Annotated in this window: 12 protein-coding genes, 1 tRNA gene and 1 pseudogene; 8 read left to right on the forward strand and 6 right to left on the reverse strand. The window is 57.8% G+C overall.

The features are described from left to right. Positions 1-342: 342 nt before the first annotated feature. Positions 343-1,128: an SDR family NAD(P)-dependent oxidoreductase gene (locus ABIB80_RS27155; RefSeq protein WP_219683755.1), complete on the reverse strand. Its 786-nt coding sequence runs from the start codon at positions 1,126-1,128 to the stop codon at positions 343-345. 134 nt (positions 1,129-1,262) lie between these two features. Here ABIB80_RS27155 and ABIB80_RS27160 point away from each other — a divergent pair, with 134 nt between their 5' ends. Continuing rightward, a complete protein-coding gene (locus ABIB80_RS27160; RefSeq protein ID WP_219683753.1) occupies positions 1,263-1,961 on the forward strand; it encodes a histidine phosphatase family protein in 699 nt (232 codons plus the stop codon). A 74-nt stretch (positions 1,962-2,035) separates the two neighbouring features. After that, complete coding sequence (locus tag ABIB80_RS27165) at positions 2,036-2,803, forward strand: SDR family NAD(P)-dependent oxidoreductase (RefSeq protein ID WP_219683752.1); 768 nt, start codon at positions 2,036-2,038, stop codon at positions 2,801-2,803. A gap of 164 nt (positions 2,804-2,967) precedes the next feature. Here ABIB80_RS27165 and ABIB80_RS27170 read toward each other — a convergent pair whose 3' ends face one another. After that, entirely contained in the window at positions 2,968-4,221 is a 1,254-nt protein-coding gene (locus ABIB80_RS27170; protein WP_219683751.1) for a serine hydrolase domain-containing protein, read from the reverse strand. 150 nt (positions 4,222-4,371) lie between these two features. Between ABIB80_RS27170 and ABIB80_RS27175 the strand changes: the two genes are divergently transcribed. Next, a tRNA-Trp gene (locus ABIB80_RS27175) sits at positions 4,372-4,447 on the forward strand. A gap of 27 nt (positions 4,448-4,474) precedes the next feature. Here the strand turns inward: ABIB80_RS27175 and ABIB80_RS27180 are convergent. Further along, entirely contained in the window at positions 4,475-4,960 is a 486-nt protein-coding gene (locus tag ABIB80_RS27180) for a hypothetical protein (protein WP_219683749.1), read from the reverse strand. A 188-nt stretch (positions 4,961-5,148) separates the two neighbouring features. On the opposite strand from ABIB80_RS27180, the gene ABIB80_RS27185 reads away from it, so the two are divergent. The 3 genes from ABIB80_RS27185 to ABIB80_RS27195 all read left to right on the forward strand — a co-directional run bounded on the left by ABIB80_RS27185 (position 5,149) and on the right by ABIB80_RS27195 (position 8,696). After that, on the forward strand, positions 5,149-5,529 hold the full coding sequence (locus tag ABIB80_RS27185) for an HD domain-containing protein (protein ID WP_354128765.1): 381 nt from the start codon (positions 5,149-5,151) through the stop codon (positions 5,527-5,529). A 217-nt stretch (positions 5,530-5,746) separates the two neighbouring features. Beyond that, on the forward strand, positions 5,747-7,342 hold the full coding sequence (locus ABIB80_RS27190) for an autotransporter outer membrane beta-barrel domain-containing protein (protein ID WP_354128766.1): 1,596 nt from the start codon (positions 5,747-5,749) through the stop codon (positions 7,340-7,342). A gap of 217 nt (positions 7,343-7,559) precedes the next feature. Continuing rightward, positions 7,560-8,696, forward strand: a complete 1,137-nt coding sequence (locus ABIB80_RS27195) for a glycosyltransferase (RefSeq protein ID WP_354128767.1) — start codon at positions 7,560-7,562, stop codon at positions 8,694-8,696. A gap of 23 nt (positions 8,697-8,719) precedes the next feature. On the opposite strand, the gene ABIB80_RS27200 is transcribed toward ABIB80_RS27195, so the two are convergent. After that, the gene (locus ABIB80_RS27200) at positions 8,720-9,544 is read right to left on the reverse strand and encodes an FkbM family methyltransferase (RefSeq protein WP_219683747.1); all 825 of its coding nucleotides are present in this window, start codon (positions 9,542-9,544) and stop codon (positions 8,720-8,722) included. Positions 9,545-9,670: 126 nt separating this feature from the next. Between ABIB80_RS27200 and ABIB80_RS27205 the strand changes: the two genes are divergently transcribed. Both ABIB80_RS27205 and ABIB80_RS27210 read left to right on the forward strand, forming a co-directional pair. Further along, a complete protein-coding gene (locus ABIB80_RS27205) occupies positions 9,671-9,889 on the forward strand; it encodes a hypothetical protein (RefSeq protein ID WP_219683745.1) in 219 nt (72 codons plus the stop codon). Positions 9,890-11,023: 1,134 nt separating this feature from the next. After that, positions 11,024-11,509, forward strand: coding sequence for a hypothetical protein (locus tag ABIB80_RS27210; protein ID WP_219683744.1), 486 nt, complete (start codon positions 11,024-11,026; stop codon positions 11,507-11,509). Positions 11,510-12,246: 737 nt separating this feature from the next. Here ABIB80_RS27210 and ABIB80_RS27215 read toward each other — a convergent pair. Further along, positions 12,247-12,421 (reverse strand): annotated as a pseudogene (locus tag ABIB80_RS27215) (DUF1214 domain-containing protein); the annotation flags it as partial. Between the two features lie 24 nt (positions 12,422-12,445). Then, the gene (locus ABIB80_RS27220) at positions 12,446-14,224 is read right to left on the reverse strand and encodes an adenylate/guanylate cyclase domain-containing protein (RefSeq protein ID WP_311985909.1); all 1,779 of its coding nucleotides are present in this window, start codon (positions 14,222-14,224) and stop codon (positions 12,446-12,448) included. Positions 14,225-15,185 lie beyond the last annotated feature (961 nt).

Consider the following 15,185-nt stretch of genomic DNA (forward strand, 5'->3'; position numbering starts at 1 on the left):
GCTTGCACGAACCATACCAACGTCGTGCTCCTGTGAGCAAATCAACATGTCGGTCCCGTAGCCCGGGTGAGCGAAGCGATACCCGGGACAGCTCGTAGTCGGAATCCCGGATGTCGCTTCGCTCATCCGGGCTACGAGACGTTGTATTGCCCGTCGGGCAAAACTCCCTAATTGTCGGTCAACGCTGGGCGGCCGCGGAAAGACTCTGGATTGCTTCGCTGCGCCGCTGCGCTCGCAATGACGGTGCTGAAGCAGTTGCGCGACAAAACTCCTGTCTCGTGCCGCGGACGCTGCGCAACGCCAAGAACGTTGCGGCGCGTCCGCGACGCGAGAGCGCGTGAACTAAACCGGCTTTCCCGTATAGGGCATCGACGCCGTCAGTCCGCCGTCCACCGGGAAGGCCTGGCCATTGACATACGACGCCTCGTCGCTGGCCAGAAACAATCCCATCGCGGCGAGCTCGTGCGGCTGGCCGGGGCGCTTGAGCGGATTGAGCTGGCCGATCTTGTCGGCGGTGCCGCGCTCCTTGGCGCGGTCGAAGATCGGCTTGGTCATGCCGGTCTCGATCAGACCGGGGCACACCGCGTTGATGCGCACACCGGTGCCGGTGAGCGAATACGCCGTGGTCTGCACCAGGGAGATGACGCCGGCCTTGCTCGCGGCATAGGGATGACCGCTGGCGCCAGCCTTGAGGCCCGCCACGGACGCGGTCAGCACGATCGCGCCGGACTGCTGCTTCACCATGTGCGGCATCGCATGCTTCACCGCGAGAAACGGCCCGATCAGATTGATGCGCAAGACCTCCTGCCATTGCTCGACGGTCTGCTCGCCGAGCGGGACGAGTCCGCCGGAGACGCCGGCATTGGCCCAGATCACGTCGAGCCGGCCGTGCGTCTTCACCGCCTTGTCGATCACGGCCATGACGTCCTGTTCGGAACCTGCATCCGCGATCATCGCTTCCGCGACACCGCCGGCCTTCTTCACCTCGTCGACGGTCTCCTTCACCGCCTCGGTGCGATCGACCGCGATCAGCTTGGCGCCTTCTCTGGTGAACAGCAGCGCGGCCGCGCGGCCGATGCCGCTGCCGGCACCGGTGATGATGACGGATTTGCCTTGCAGACGGCCCATGCGGTTTCTCCCTTTGGTTCGCACGCGACGCTTGCCGCGCGACGGAATTTCAAACAAGATTTCAAACGGTAAAGTGTCTTGAGACACGTTCGCTACTGACGTACAGCGACATCAAACGGGATGGAAGGGTTTCGATGGCAGGTGCAGACAAGCCCAAAGTGGTGACGACACGCTGGTGGTGGGTCCGTCACGCGCCCGTGCGCAATGACGGCGGCAACATCTACGGTCAGTCTGATCTCGCCTGCGACACCAGCGATACCTACGTCTTCAATGCTGTTGCCAAGGTGCTGCCACGCAAGGCGGTCTGGTATTCGAGCAATCTGATGCGCACGCATCAGACCGCCGAAGCCATCTGGGCGGCCGGCTTCCCGAGGCCTGCGGCGATGACATGGGAAGCGGACCTCGCCGAACAAAATCTCGGGCGATGGCAGGGCATGAATCGCGCCGAGTTCATCGCCAGCCGTCCCGTTGGATCGAGCTGGTTTGCCGACATCAACGAGCCCGCGCCCGGCGGTGAGAGCTTCATGGATCTCTACAACCGGGCCCGCCGCGTCATCGATCGGATCAATCTCGAGGCAGCCGGGCAGGACGTGATCGCCGTCGCACATGGCGGCACCATCAAGGCGGCGCTGGGGCTGGCGCTCGACAATCAGCCGGAGCGGGGGCTCGCGTTCGATATCGACAATTGCTCGGTGACGCGGCTCGACTATTTCGTAAGCCCCGAGCGCAATGTCTGGCGGCTGCCGATGGTGAACCAGCAGCCGTGGATTGCGGACGATGCGCACGCGGCGATGCATCAACCCGCGGGACCGGAAGTCAAGAAGCTCGCCTGACTGAGCAGTCATTCCGGGTTCGGCCTCGCCGCCCGGAATGACAATGAACACGAAGATCAATCTGGGAGAGAAACATGACCTTGTTCGACATGAAGGGGAAAGTCGCCGTCATCACCGGCTCGACGCGCGGCATCGGGCTTGCGATCGCCGAGCGCATGGCCGAGCACGGCGCCAAGGTGGTGATCTCCTCGCGCAAGGCCGACGTCTGCGACCAGGTCGCGAAGGGCATCAACGACAAGTTCGGCAAGGGCACGGCGGTCGCGATTGCCGCCAACATCTCGTCGAAGGAAAACCTGCAAAACCTCATCGACGAGAGCAACCGCGCCTTCGGCAAGATCGACGTGCTGGTCTGCAACGCCGCGTCGAACCCGTATTACGGACCGCTCGCCGGCATCTCCGACGATCAGTTCAGGAAGATTCTGGACAACAACATCGTCGCCAACAACTGGCTGATCTCGATGGTGGTGCCGCAGATGATCGAGCGCAAGGACGGCTCGATCATCATCGTCTCCTCGATCGGCGGCCTGAAAGGCTCGACCATCCTCGGCGCCTACGCGATCTCGAAAGCCGCCGACATGCAGCTCGCGCGCAATTTGGCCTGCGAATACGGCCCGCACAACATCCGCGTGAACTGCATCGCGCCCGGTCTGATCAAGACCGATTTCGCGAAAGCGTTGTGGGACAATCCGGAGAATCTGAAAGCCTCGACCGCGCGTTCGCCGCTGCTGCGCATCGGCATCCCCGACGAGATCGCGGGCGCTGCGGTGTTCCTGGGCTCGAAGGCCGGCGACTTCATGACCGGCCAGACCATGGTGATCGACGGCGGCGCGACGATCAGTTGAGGCCCCAGTAGCTGTCATCGCCCGCGAAGGCGGGCGATCCAGTACTCCGCGGCCTGCGTTGGAGAGCTCGCTCTCACCACATCCGACACGGAGTACCGGATGCCCCGCCTTCGCGGGGCATGACAGAGAGTGTGGAGGTGCGACGCTGCGATCAGGCGAAGCCCTCAATCCACCGCCGCGTACACCAGATACCGCACCAGCGTCCGCGTAAAATCGCGCTGTCCCGGGCCTTGGCTCATGAACACGACGAACAGATCCTCCTTCGGATCGATCCAGAAGAACGTCCCCGCAATTCCGCTCCAGAAAAACTGGCCGACGCTGCCGGGGAAGGGCGCGATGCCGGCTTCGCGGCGCACCGCGAAGCCGAGGCCGAAGCCGTGGCCGGGCGACAGCAGAGTGCCGTTGGTCACGACGTGAGGCCCGAGATGATCGGAGGCCATCAGCTCCAGCGTCTTGCGGCCGATGATCCTGTTGCCGTCGAGCGTGCCACCATTGCGCAGCATCAGCGCGAAACGGGCATAGTCCATGGTGGTGGAGACGAGGCCGCCGCCGCCGGACTCCATGATTGGCTGCTCGAGCATGTTGAACAGCGCGACCTTGTCGCCGGTCCAGGGATCGGCCGCGAACGGCTCGGCGAGCCGGCCGACATTGGCCTCCGCTGTCGCAAAACCGGTCTCGGCCATCTGCAAGGGCGCGAGAATGCGCTCGGAGAGGTAGGTGCCGAGCGACTTGCCGCTGACGATTTCGATGATGCGACCGAGGATGTCGGTGGAGCGGCTGTAGTTGAACTCGTCGCCGGGATGGCAGACCAGCGGGAAGCTCGCCACCAGGGTGGCATGCTCGGCATTGGTGATCTTGCGGCTGCGCACCCGCGACTCCTGGTAGATCTTGTGCACGGGGCCGTCGCCCTGGTGCTCGTAGGTCAGGCCAGAGGTGTGGCGGAGAAGATCCTGCACCGTCATCGGGCGTTTCGGCGGAACCAGTTCCAGCTTGCCGCCGCTGACCACGCCGACCTTTTGATCGGCGAACTCCGGAATGAATTTCGCGACGGGGTCGGCAAGAATCAGGTGGCCGTCCTCGACCAGCGTCATGATGCCGACCGACACGATCGGCTTGGTCATCGAGAAGATGCGGAAGATCGAATCATGCGCCATCGGCGCCGAGCCCGTCGGGCTCTGCCTGCCGAGCGCCTCGAACCAGCCGACCTGGCCGTGCCGCGCCACCAGCACGGTGACGCCCGGCACGGTTCCCTTGTCGATCTCGCGCTTGAAGGCGTCCGACATGGCCTGGAGGCGGGTGCGCGACAGCCCCAGCGTCTCAGGGCGGGATTCCGGCAGAGGCGGGGTCTTCGGCGAGGTCGAGGGGCGGTGGGCGGCTGTCGCGGACGCTTGGGCAGTCGCAAAGGCTTGGGCAGTCATGGGCACTCCCAGTTGCTTATTATTGTTCGGAGCGGACTGTGGCCCAGAAGGCGCGGCACAAACAAGCGAGGCCAGCGCGCTTCACCCTTGCAATCCGGCCGCCCCCTGTGCTTCAAAGCGGCCTGATCCGGGCGGCAACGCAGGGTCCGTAGGAGTGTAGCTCAATTGGTAGAGCACCGGTCTCCAAAACCGGGGGTCGCAGGTTCGAGCCCTGCCACTCCTGCCAGCATTTTCAAGGACTTACTTAGGAAACCTAGCTCGGGTCAGTGAGGCCTGCCGGCGTGGGGTACACGGCGGGGTAAACGTTGCTGAGCTGGTGAGCCAGACGGTCCAGCCAACGCGCGTCTCTTCGGCGAGGGAAATCAGCAGCGATCAGATCAAAGCCGCGCGCCTTGAGCGGCGCGAACCTACCTCTTGAACCATAAGGTCCCGCGCTGGCCTCCAAAGCCTCCAGCATCTCGGCAAACCCAAGCCGGGTGTCTATCGGGTCGGAGACCTTCACAGCCTCATCATGATAGGTGCCGACGAGGTCGATGCCGGCGCGCTTCGCAAAACGCTCATGGCCTGCAGCTGTCTTCGGCCGCTGTCCTTGTCCTCGCCAATGTTGGCCGCTGAAGAGGTCCTCAAAAGCGAACGCCTTACCTATGCCGAACAAACGTACGTCATTCCTGAGAAATTGATACGAATATGGGCAGTGGATCAATGCCCACTTTGGAATCCCAGCGATTCGTTTCTGCATGGATAGAAGAAGAGGCTGTGACGTGAGAGCGTAGAGCTAATTTGGAATCGTGAGCCCGTGATGCATAGCTCGCGAAGCGCCGAGCGGGTTCGCATGTTCGAAGGTTGTAGGTCACCTGCTTGGGCAGCGGCTTGCCCGTTTAGGTTGGGTTCGGCAGATTGGACTGCAGACGGTAGGTCAATGATTCGATGACAAGCGATTTTAGAGAGTGTGAAATTTGGAGCCGCGTCTTCAAAAATGTCGACCCGAAGGACGTCGAGAAGGCTACTCGCCTAAAGACCTCGTTCATCGTGTTTCGGGAGCGTGTAAAAGGCATTCTTGAGAAAATCTCTAGTTGCCTTCCCAATCTGACAGTCCATGACATTACGCACATTGATGCGCTGTGGGACACTGCCGGCTTAATTGTTGGCTCCTCATATCCGCTGAATCCAATGGAAGTGTACGTGCTTGGAGACGTCATGCTGGCCCAGAAGATCGCGCTTGAAACGTGCGAGAGCAGCGCGCTCGCAGTAGCCCGAAAGTTCACTCCCAGCCGTTTCTTGTTCAGCCGGTCCCGCCCGCTTCGGTAGCCGCGGCGTTGTGTCAGTCAAGTTTGGGCGTGACGTCGCCTATTGGGCCCTTGGCTGACCCTGTCGCGCTGCCTGCCGACCGTCAGCTTGTGACGCAATGCAGACCTGAACGCGCAACTTAAGAAAGTACTACTGCCGTATTATCTGCCTCAACGCGCCAGACGTATTCTGATAATCTGCGTCGCCTCTAGGTTGTTGCATCGTTGAGGAGGCAGTCATGATCAGGCGCGTTCCTATTAATCCGGGTGATTTGACGGACCATGAGATCGGTACAAAGGACATTTTGACCGGCACCACCGACACACCGCTCCTCTATGGTGATGCCGGAAGAAGCCTGCTGGATCACTCCATCGGTGGTGACGATACTCTCACTGCGCAACTTGTCTTCAACGCTCCGCCACCAACTCCCCTCACATTCAACATGTTTGGCGACGCGGTCGGAAATATTTCCGATCATGCCAAGGGCGGCAATGACACGCTATCCGCCCAAGTCACTTACCCCTCGTTTTCTCAGCCCGCAGTTACGGTCAACATGTACGGTGATGCTGGCGGCAGCATCTCCGATCATGCCAATGCTGGGGATGACACGCTGAACGTTCAAGTCACCGGACTTCCGTCTGGTGGGCTGCTCTTTGGCCCGATAGTCAATGTCTTTGCTGACGCCGGTGGCAATCTGTCAGGTCACGCCAAAGCCGGTAACGACGGCATCACACTCTCTCTCGGAGATGGGCACTTTACAGACACTGTTTACGGCGATGCTGGCGGAAACCTGTCCGGTTTCGCGGAAGGGGGGAACGACACCTTGACGGCCAGTAACGGGCCAGAGAGGACCTTGCGGTTCTATGGCGACGCTGGTGGCAACATGTCTGACTATGCTCACGGCGGCAACGACAGCTTCACAAAAAACGGCTCCTCTGAAACCAACAATTATTTCTACGGCGATGCCGGTGGCGATATGTCGGGCCACGCTGCTGGTGGTAACGACATTTACACGATGCACGGAATTGAAACCGACAATTTTGTCTACGGTGACGCTGGCGGCGACATGTCTGATTTTGCTAAGGGTGGCGATGACACCTACAATCAGCTTAGCGGCACTTTCTTCCCAAACATCTTCTATGGCGATGCTGGCGGCAACATGTCCGGCCACGCTCAGGGCGGCAACGACACCTTCAACAAGACCGGCGGGGAGGGAAGTACGTTCTACGGCGACGCCGGAGGCAACATGGGCGATCATGCCGTCGGCGGCAATGACACCTATATCGGCGGCAGCGCATTGCAAAGCGGCGACATCGCATCCGGCTTGAGCAGAGCTTACGGCGATGCGCTGACCATGTCCGGCGACGCTCAGGGCGGCAACGACAGTCTGACCGGAGGCAATGTTCCAAGCCCGGCTCCTGCCGGAACATACGATACCATGCTTGTCGGGGATGCGCAGACGATGTCTGACAACGCGCGTGGAGGGAACGACCAGCTGATCAGCGGCACCGGCAACGATGACATGTGGGGCGACGCTCAGGTGATGCTTGAGCTCGCGAAAGGAGGCAACGACACCTTCGTGTTCAGCGTCAATAACGGCCACGACAAGGTCGAGGATCTCGGTCAGGGTCTTTCGAATTTAGGAACCGACCACATCGATGTCGCTGCGCTTGGTATCGAGAACTTCAGCGAACTCAAGATCTCGGCATTTGATCCGACCACACACGAGAGCACGATCACGTTCAGTGCAGGCAATGACGTGATTCTCCATAGCGAGGAAGCACTCAGGCCTCAGGATTTCATATTCGCGCCGCATGGCCTCTTGCTGACCTAGAAGGGAGTGGGCTGGTCCACTGGGCTGACGTGCGCCGGGCTTTTGTTCGTTGCGCGTCGAGCAAATACACCGGTTCGTCAACTAACCAGCTTGCGGTGTAGTCGCGTAAGGCGTCTTCCGCGGGAATGTCGGGGCGGCCAGCGCGTTAAGCCGCTCCTCGGCAACCGCTGCGCGTTCTGTTCCTTTGGTACCGTTCCGTGTCCGCCAGTTCAGGAGAATGGAAAGGCTTGCTGTAGCAGCTGCCTTGAAGGGAGTTGACGGGCTGCCTGTTGCAGCAACCGGCCAGGAACCCTTTTTAATCGGATTTGTTTTATTCTCAGACAGGCGGGCTCAGCCCTCTTGTGACGGTCTGTTTGCGAAAATGAGTTCGGTAGACGTGGTTGTTCCCTGCTTCCGTTATGGGCGCTTCCTGCGAGAGTGCGTCGAGAGCGTTTTGACGCAATCCGGCCCCGAACTGCGCGTGCTTATTATCGATGATGCGTCGCCGGACAATACAGCGGAAGTTGCGGAAGGGTTAGTCTGCTCCGATCCCCGCGTCAGTTATTGCAGGCACACCTCGAAACAAGGGCTGATTGCTACCGCCAATGAAGGCATCGCCTGGGCGAGAGGCGACTACATGCTTCTGCTGTCTGCGGACGATTACCTCTTGCCCGGTGCCCTTTCGAGATCAGTCGAGCTGATGGACGATCATCCGTCCGTCGCTTTCACCTTCGGCGGTGCGGTCGTTCTTGATCAACGCGGGGAGCGTTCGCGGCGTCGAACAGGCGTTGGATCGACAACCCGCGTTTTGTCCGGACTTGATTTCATTGCACTTAGTGGCGCAAAAAACATTGTGCTGTCACCAACCGTTGTGGTTCGCACAAGCCTGCAGAAAAGATTGGGCGGGTATTTAGCTGATTTACCGTACGCCTCTGATATGGAAATGTGGTTACGGCTGGCCGCACACGGCGATGTCGGGGTCATTGCCGCTGACCAAGCCGTGTATCGAGCGCACTCGGCCAATATGTCAAGTGAGCCTTCGCGGGAGCAAGACCTGCTCCAACGCAAGGCAGCGATAGAACATTTCCTGGATAGTAGCGCCGCGAGGTTGACCAACGCTGCTGATCTTCGTATCCGGATGAACCACATGTTGGCACTTGAAGCGATCGGCTGCGCAAGCGCTGCCTTCAATGAAGGCGCGATGGCGAGCTCAGCACGCCTGTCTAAACTTGCCGTGAGTATCGATCCGAGCGTTCAAAGATCGCGTCGTTGGTGGTTTCTCGCCTGCAAGAAGGTTCTTGGGTTGCGAGGATGGCAGCTGGTGCGGCCTGCAGTTGAATGGTTTAGATCTACCGTGCGGAAGGACCACCGCTGAAGGCTGCCAAAACGACTGGGCCCCTATCCGACCTTGTCAGTTTCGTTCGCGCCTGCCCATACCTCAGCGGATTTACGGCGCTGCCGTCGATAGCTCGTTGTTGGGCCAGTGTGGATGCGACGCCTGTTTATGAATAGGAAATCGACCTCGATCAGCGTGGGAAAGGCGTAGTGCGTGGGAAGGACTGCATTTACGGCAAAGCCCCGTTCTTCGTAAAATGTTACGGCTTCTCTCAGGCTCGGTTGGTCTTGGTACAACGGAGCGATTGCCACTTCGGATTGGAGGCCATAGAATTCTGAGAGCATCTCGCCGGCTCCCGCGGCAACGGAGAGGTCATGCCCTTGAGTATCCATTTTCAGAAAGGCACGCTTGAACCCAAGCGCTTTTTGATATTTGCGAAAGTAATCATCGAGCGTGTCTGTGTCGATGCCGATTCTTTCTGACGCGGCTATATCCCGCTCAAACACGCCACCCGACAGCGGCGTATGCAGAGACGATAGGGAATGCGACGATGCTACATTAAACTCGACATGCCGTCGCGTTGAATCCAATGCAACGCTCTCAACATACCAACTCGCATCGTAGACAGCTTTTTCGCGCAGCGCCTTCGCAAGTTGCGGGATAGGTTCGAACGAAACAATCTGGCCATCATAACCGATAGACCTCAGCAACTCGGCATATTGCCCCTCGTTTGCGCCAACGTCAAAAACGCAATCGGCGTCGAGATAGACGAGCAGTTCGCGGAGCGCATGCTTCTCATGCAGCAGGGGGAAACGATGCGCATGCGCGATTCCAATCGACATCTTGTTAAAGGCGATATCCTGCAGGAGCCGCTTAAAGGTCAGCATGACTGCCACTCGGGGGTTTTCCAGCTATTGACGTTGTGGTAGGCATTAATTATAAATAAATGCAAATTAACTCGCAATAAATGCGCAAAACAAGATCTGACCCGTTTAAAAATGTGGAGCAGAACAATGAAGATCGCCTCGGGAGTTTTGTCTGCATTAGCTCTGGCCTTCACTCTAATAATTTCTGCGCCGCCCGCCCTAGCCTGCAACGGCAATGGAAATTGCGAAAACGCGCCCGGCCAAGTGAAGGGAGCCCCCGGTCCGATTGCTGGCACCGGCCTTCCGATTCTCGCCATTGGCTACGGTGTCTACTGGTTGGTTAAACGCCGTCGTAAGGTTGGCTGACATTGGTAGCTCGCCTGCCCCGGGGCAGCCTGTCTTACCTGACATTTCGGTGGGTACTTCAAGCGGTCGCAAGGGGGTGCACGCCAATCCCGAAGAGAGCGATTGCTAGCCTGTTATAATGAGCACGCCGCGCAGGCGAGGCGTTGCAGTTAGCTAATCGCAATCTCCGCTGATACTAGCCGGACGAAATCGTTGTGTCCGCTTTCGTCTACGCCAGAGTTCAAGGGATTTCGGTTCTCAAGCAAGGCTCTATCGTGGTCTGGGAAACACTCGGCGGCTGAAACGAGGCGAGGCACTGGATTGTGGTCGCATGTTCAAAGGAGTGGATTGCACGTGGTACATTGCGAATATCGAGGCAGTTGTCACGCGGAGAATTCTTTGCGGGACTATTCGCTCTCGGTTGTGTAAGTGGCCTCGCATCACGCATCATCCAATCAGTTAACCGGCTTGGATGGGCGGAGGCACTTTTCAATACCTTCGGGATTAGCATAATTGTGTGGATCTCGTGTGCCGCCGGGGTATCTCTTGTTCATCGAGACCGAACGTTTGGGGTGCGTCCGTCAGAGCTGGCCCTGGGGGCAGGTTTTCTCTTTCTCGTCGTTCTTCCGATCGGAGCCCTGAGCTGGCTCGCAGTAACCGCTCTTAGTCTCTACATCATTATCTCCGCCGATGTCGTCTCATCTCGACGGGGCGCTTTCATATTACTGGCTATCACCGTGCCCATGCTTTGGAGCCGGTTGCTATTTCAGTTTTTTGCCAACCTAATATTGCAAATCGACGCGTCCCTCGTTGGTTGGATACTGGGGACGCATCGGACCGGGGACATCGTGGAATTTGCTGACGGATCCGGAGTTCTTGTAATCTGGCCAGCTTGTTCTTCGCTTGCGAACGTGTCTCTTGCAGTACTGTGTTGGGTTACCGTGAGCCAATTAGCGGGCTCCAAGAAATCCGCTTACGACGTGTTGTGGTGCCTTTTGGCCTGCGTTTCAGTAATAGCAGTGAACGTCGCGCGGATTAGTTTGATGGGTTTGAGCCAATGGCATTACGCCACCGTCCATGGATCATGGGGAGACACGGTCGGCAACACAATCATACTCGGCCTAATAGTCGGCTTCAGTGTTCTTGGGGTGAGGCGTGAACTATTCCAGCGCATTTAGGTGGTCTATTGCTGCCGTGCTTTTGTTGACGATTGGATGGAAGATCGCAAGCCAGCCCGAAACTCAAAACTATTTAAAGGACGACCTTATCAAATTCTTTGAACGCAACCACTTCGACGTCGTCGTGACCGACGAGGTCGTGAATTACACGCCGATTATCCGGGCGAGCAGAGCCTCGTGCCATCTGCAGATCGCGACACTTATTCCCGATGGCTCGAACCGGGATCTCATTCGGCATCTTGCTGCAGGTACAGATCGTTCGTTCGTTGTCTTTCGCGGCACGGTGTACGTCCAACAGCCCGTATTCTGGACAGTACTCGATTACTTTTGGTCCAAATTTCTTCGCGAGCTTGGATTGATTAAGCACATTACGCCCGTCATTAGCGTAGCGGTGAACTCATCGTGCAATGGCGAGGGACTTCCGTGGGGTGAGCTAGAAGGTGTCAGGAGAGATCCGCGCTGAACGCCATTGATTGCCAAGAGCTGATGGCGGGTCGGCGCCATCGGCGACCTGCCGTAGCCTACTCCAGTCGACATCCCTCACGTCGGATGCGATCGCGAAGTCGGGCGCAGGCGCGCCGAGGGTACCTCTGAGGAGTTATGAAGTACATTTTCATCGCGGTCGGCTGCTGGCTGCTGCTGAACCTGCTCTTCGTTGTGCTAGTCACTCCGCCGCGTAGGTCGCGCCGGCCGCGACAGCTTGCTCGCACGATTGAAGCAGTCAAGAAATTCATTTTGAGCAGACGGCAGCCCCCTACCTGAGTGGAGACAGTGGGGTTCCGAATTTCCGGAACTACTCGGGTTCGCAGACGGGATTCACATGCTTTAATGAAGCCGAGCGCGGTCGCTGATTTAGTCTTCTCATTTGCTCTGATGCTGTCCTGATAGTGATTTTTGTGGTGGGGAGGACATTTATGCGAGGATCTCGCGCAATCCTTTACGAACGACTTAGCGAACTCGCTTCTCAGCTCTCAGAGTTGCAAGATCTTCGAGATCTGGTGGAAGAAGTTGAGCGAAGCGCCCGCGGTGTGCCTCCATTACGCTTGATACATCCTCCGTCGCGCCGCGTTCGGCGTCGTGAACGGGGCGCTTTGTCTGTTCGCCTCCGTCGCCACGCGCCACTAAGCGGGAATGCAGGAGCTATCAGCCCCCCCTGACAACGACAACCAAGTCGATTGGACTTTGCTGGAGCCATCCCTCGTCTAGAGCCGGGAGCCAGTTTGCTTCCTTGTACGCACCGGGGCTGTCTTTTTGGATGTAGAGCGTCACCGTGCCGCCCGCGTCTTTCTTCACCCGACAACATTGGAGAGTTGATCAAGTAACGGTTGATCGGGTTCTTTATCAGGAACTGGCTCTTCCGGTCGTGCATCGTCACCCACGGCTAGGATTTCGCTCCGTCTCACGCTTGGAGGCCGGCCTTACGCAGCGCGTTGGAGTAATGTTCCTTATCTTGCTGTCTCTTGAGATAGTTGACTAAACCTGTGGAGATCCGTTCATCGGAAATCAATGCACACAGCTTCGCAATGGCTCGTTGTGCCTCGCTGTAAAATCCAAGTACCGAATTGCTGGCCGCGATCACTCGAAGCGCCGGAGGCCAGTCGGGCTTCAGCCGCAACGCCTTGATAGCCCATTCAATTGCCTCTGCTTCTCTTCGTCCAATAAAGTGAGCGAATGCCATAGCGGAATAAGCAAGAAAGATACGCGGATCTAAGGGATTGAGCCTTATAGCACGATGCACACTGTCGATCGCCCGGTCAGCATCGCCTGCGTACGCGTTGATCCATCCAGCGCGGGCCCATGCTACAGAAAGATTGGTATCCAACTCGGTGGCCCGCGTAACCAGGGAGATGGCCTCGTCATTCTCACCGAAGAACATCGCCATCGCATGCGCCGCCCAACAAAGCGCAATTGGATCATCCATCCCAATGTCTCGCGCTCGATGAATTAGCCGCGCAATTTCTCTTTTATCTTGATGGTTGGACCAATGGCTTGATCGATCCATAATGTAGCAAGAAATTGCTAGCCCGTAAGGCGTTGTAAATTCAGGATCATGATCGATCGCCGCGTAGAAAAGCTTCTTTGCTTGGTCATTATCATCCTTGGTCCAGCGATTCCAGCTCGAGAGTCCACGCAGGTAGAGATCGTAAGCATCAAGGCTGATGGTGGATTTCTGCTTCGCTCGTTCTATTTCGGCTTGCTCTATCCGAGGCGCAATGGCGCCTACTACCCGAGCGACAAGGCCGTCTTGTAGATCGAAAATATTCTCAACATCATCGGCAACGTGATGGTCGAATTTGTCCGCCCATAAGTGAGAACCAGTGACGGCGTCTATAAGTTGTCCTGTAATGCGAATCCTGCCAGCTGCCTTTCGAACGCTCCCTTCAAGTACGTAACGCACGCCCAATTCACGTCCGACCTGTTTGATGTCGACGACTCTGTCTTTGTAAATGAAGGTCGAGTTGCGGGCGATCACAAACAGCGATCTGAACCGAGAGAGCGCGGTGATGATGTCCTCGACCATACCATCCGTGAAGTATTCCTGGCCGGGACCGCCCAACATGTTCTCGAACGGCAGGACAGCTATAGAAGGCTTGTCGGGCAGCGCCAGCGGCTTCTTGGCCCATGGGTCGGGCACAGAAACCGCTCCATCCTTCAATTTTGCTGCGTAGGTACGAACAGGCCGGTCGATGTTCTTAAGGTTCTGCTCGCCTAGATCGACGAACTCAACCGGGACCTTGCCACGAACCTGATCGTAGGCAAAAGACGAGATGCAAATGCCACCGGGTTCCGCGATGCTCTCAAGTCGAGCCGCGATATTGACGCCGTCTCCAAAGATGTCATGGGCCTCGATGATTACGTCGCCAATATTGACGCCCACACGGAAAGCTATACGTCTTTCTTCAATCTCACCGGCTGTAAGTTCCTTGGTTCGAGTCTGGAACTGCAAAGCAGCTCGAACCGCCTCAACCGCGCTTGGAAACTCCGCCAGGAAACCGTCACCGGTGTTCTTCACGAAGCGGCCCCGATGCTCCGCGATCGCGGGGGCTACACCCTCCGCTAAGAGAGATGCCAGCCTGGTATGCGTCGCCTCTTCATCCTTGTGCATAAGCCGCGAATAGCCCGCCACGTCAGCGGCTACAACAGCTGCTAGTCGACGCTCGATGCGTTCGCCCGCCACGAAGGACCCCTATGATCTAAGCCAAGAGATCAAACCATAGGGACTGGCCTCGCGCTAGCGGGTAGGCTCCGTGACTCAGTAGGCTTACCCCGCGATTAAAACGACAGATGACCTGACTATCGCTAGGAAAAGCGTTTCGACATGGAAGCTGACCACCTTGAAAAGGGCGTGTCTAGGTCAACTACTGTGAATTTGGCTTGGGCAACGATGCTTTCTTAGCGAACATTTCAATTCGGCTTTCAGCGTGTGATGCGAGAGCTTTTGTGCTTCCGGAAGAAGATGAGCCGAGAGTTAGACGCATTGACGACATGGCGGCAGTCGTTGCTTAGCCTGGGCCAAACGGATGAGAACCTTATAGTTGATATGGGAAAGTTTGAGGATATTCTGACCGAATGATCGACCGTTCTGGGCAGCTGGAAAGATGCGGAAGGCAGTGGACCTGCAAGACTGGGCTTCGCAAGTTGCGGCAGACACCTACCGGCTAAATTTGCTCTGTCAGCTCACGGGGCGAACAATCCCCAAGGAGCCATCGGTCAGCGATGATGAACTCACCGACGCCATAAGCCAAAGCTTCACGCAGGTGAGCGACGCACGGTTCCGAGAGATGGTCGAGATATCAACCGACGCGGCCCTCGCAGCTTACGACAGGGCAGTATCTGCTGGCATCAGGTTTTGGCGATCCCGGCGCGGTAACTGATTGCTCGGAAAGATCCCTGGCATCGCTCGCCAATGTCGGCCCTGAGGTCTGGTTGTGGCCCGTGGCTGACCTCAGCCCGGAGCGCGGGCATGTCCGCTTCGGGCAACTGACCCGACCAAGGCCATGCTGGCTGGAGAGGGCAGCCTTTGACCGAAGCGGATTACCTTTCAAAGGGCATTAAGTCATACTGCCAGGCATGAAGCATCGGACGCGCGGATGGCCGTCTATGTAGTGCCTCCAGACCATTGTGCGGCCGAAACGGTT

This window comes from Bradyrhizobium sp. i1.15.2, from assembly GCF_040548425.1.
GTDB classification, from domain to species: Bacteria; Pseudomonadota; Alphaproteobacteria; order Rhizobiales; family Xanthobacteraceae; genus Bradyrhizobium; species Bradyrhizobium canariense.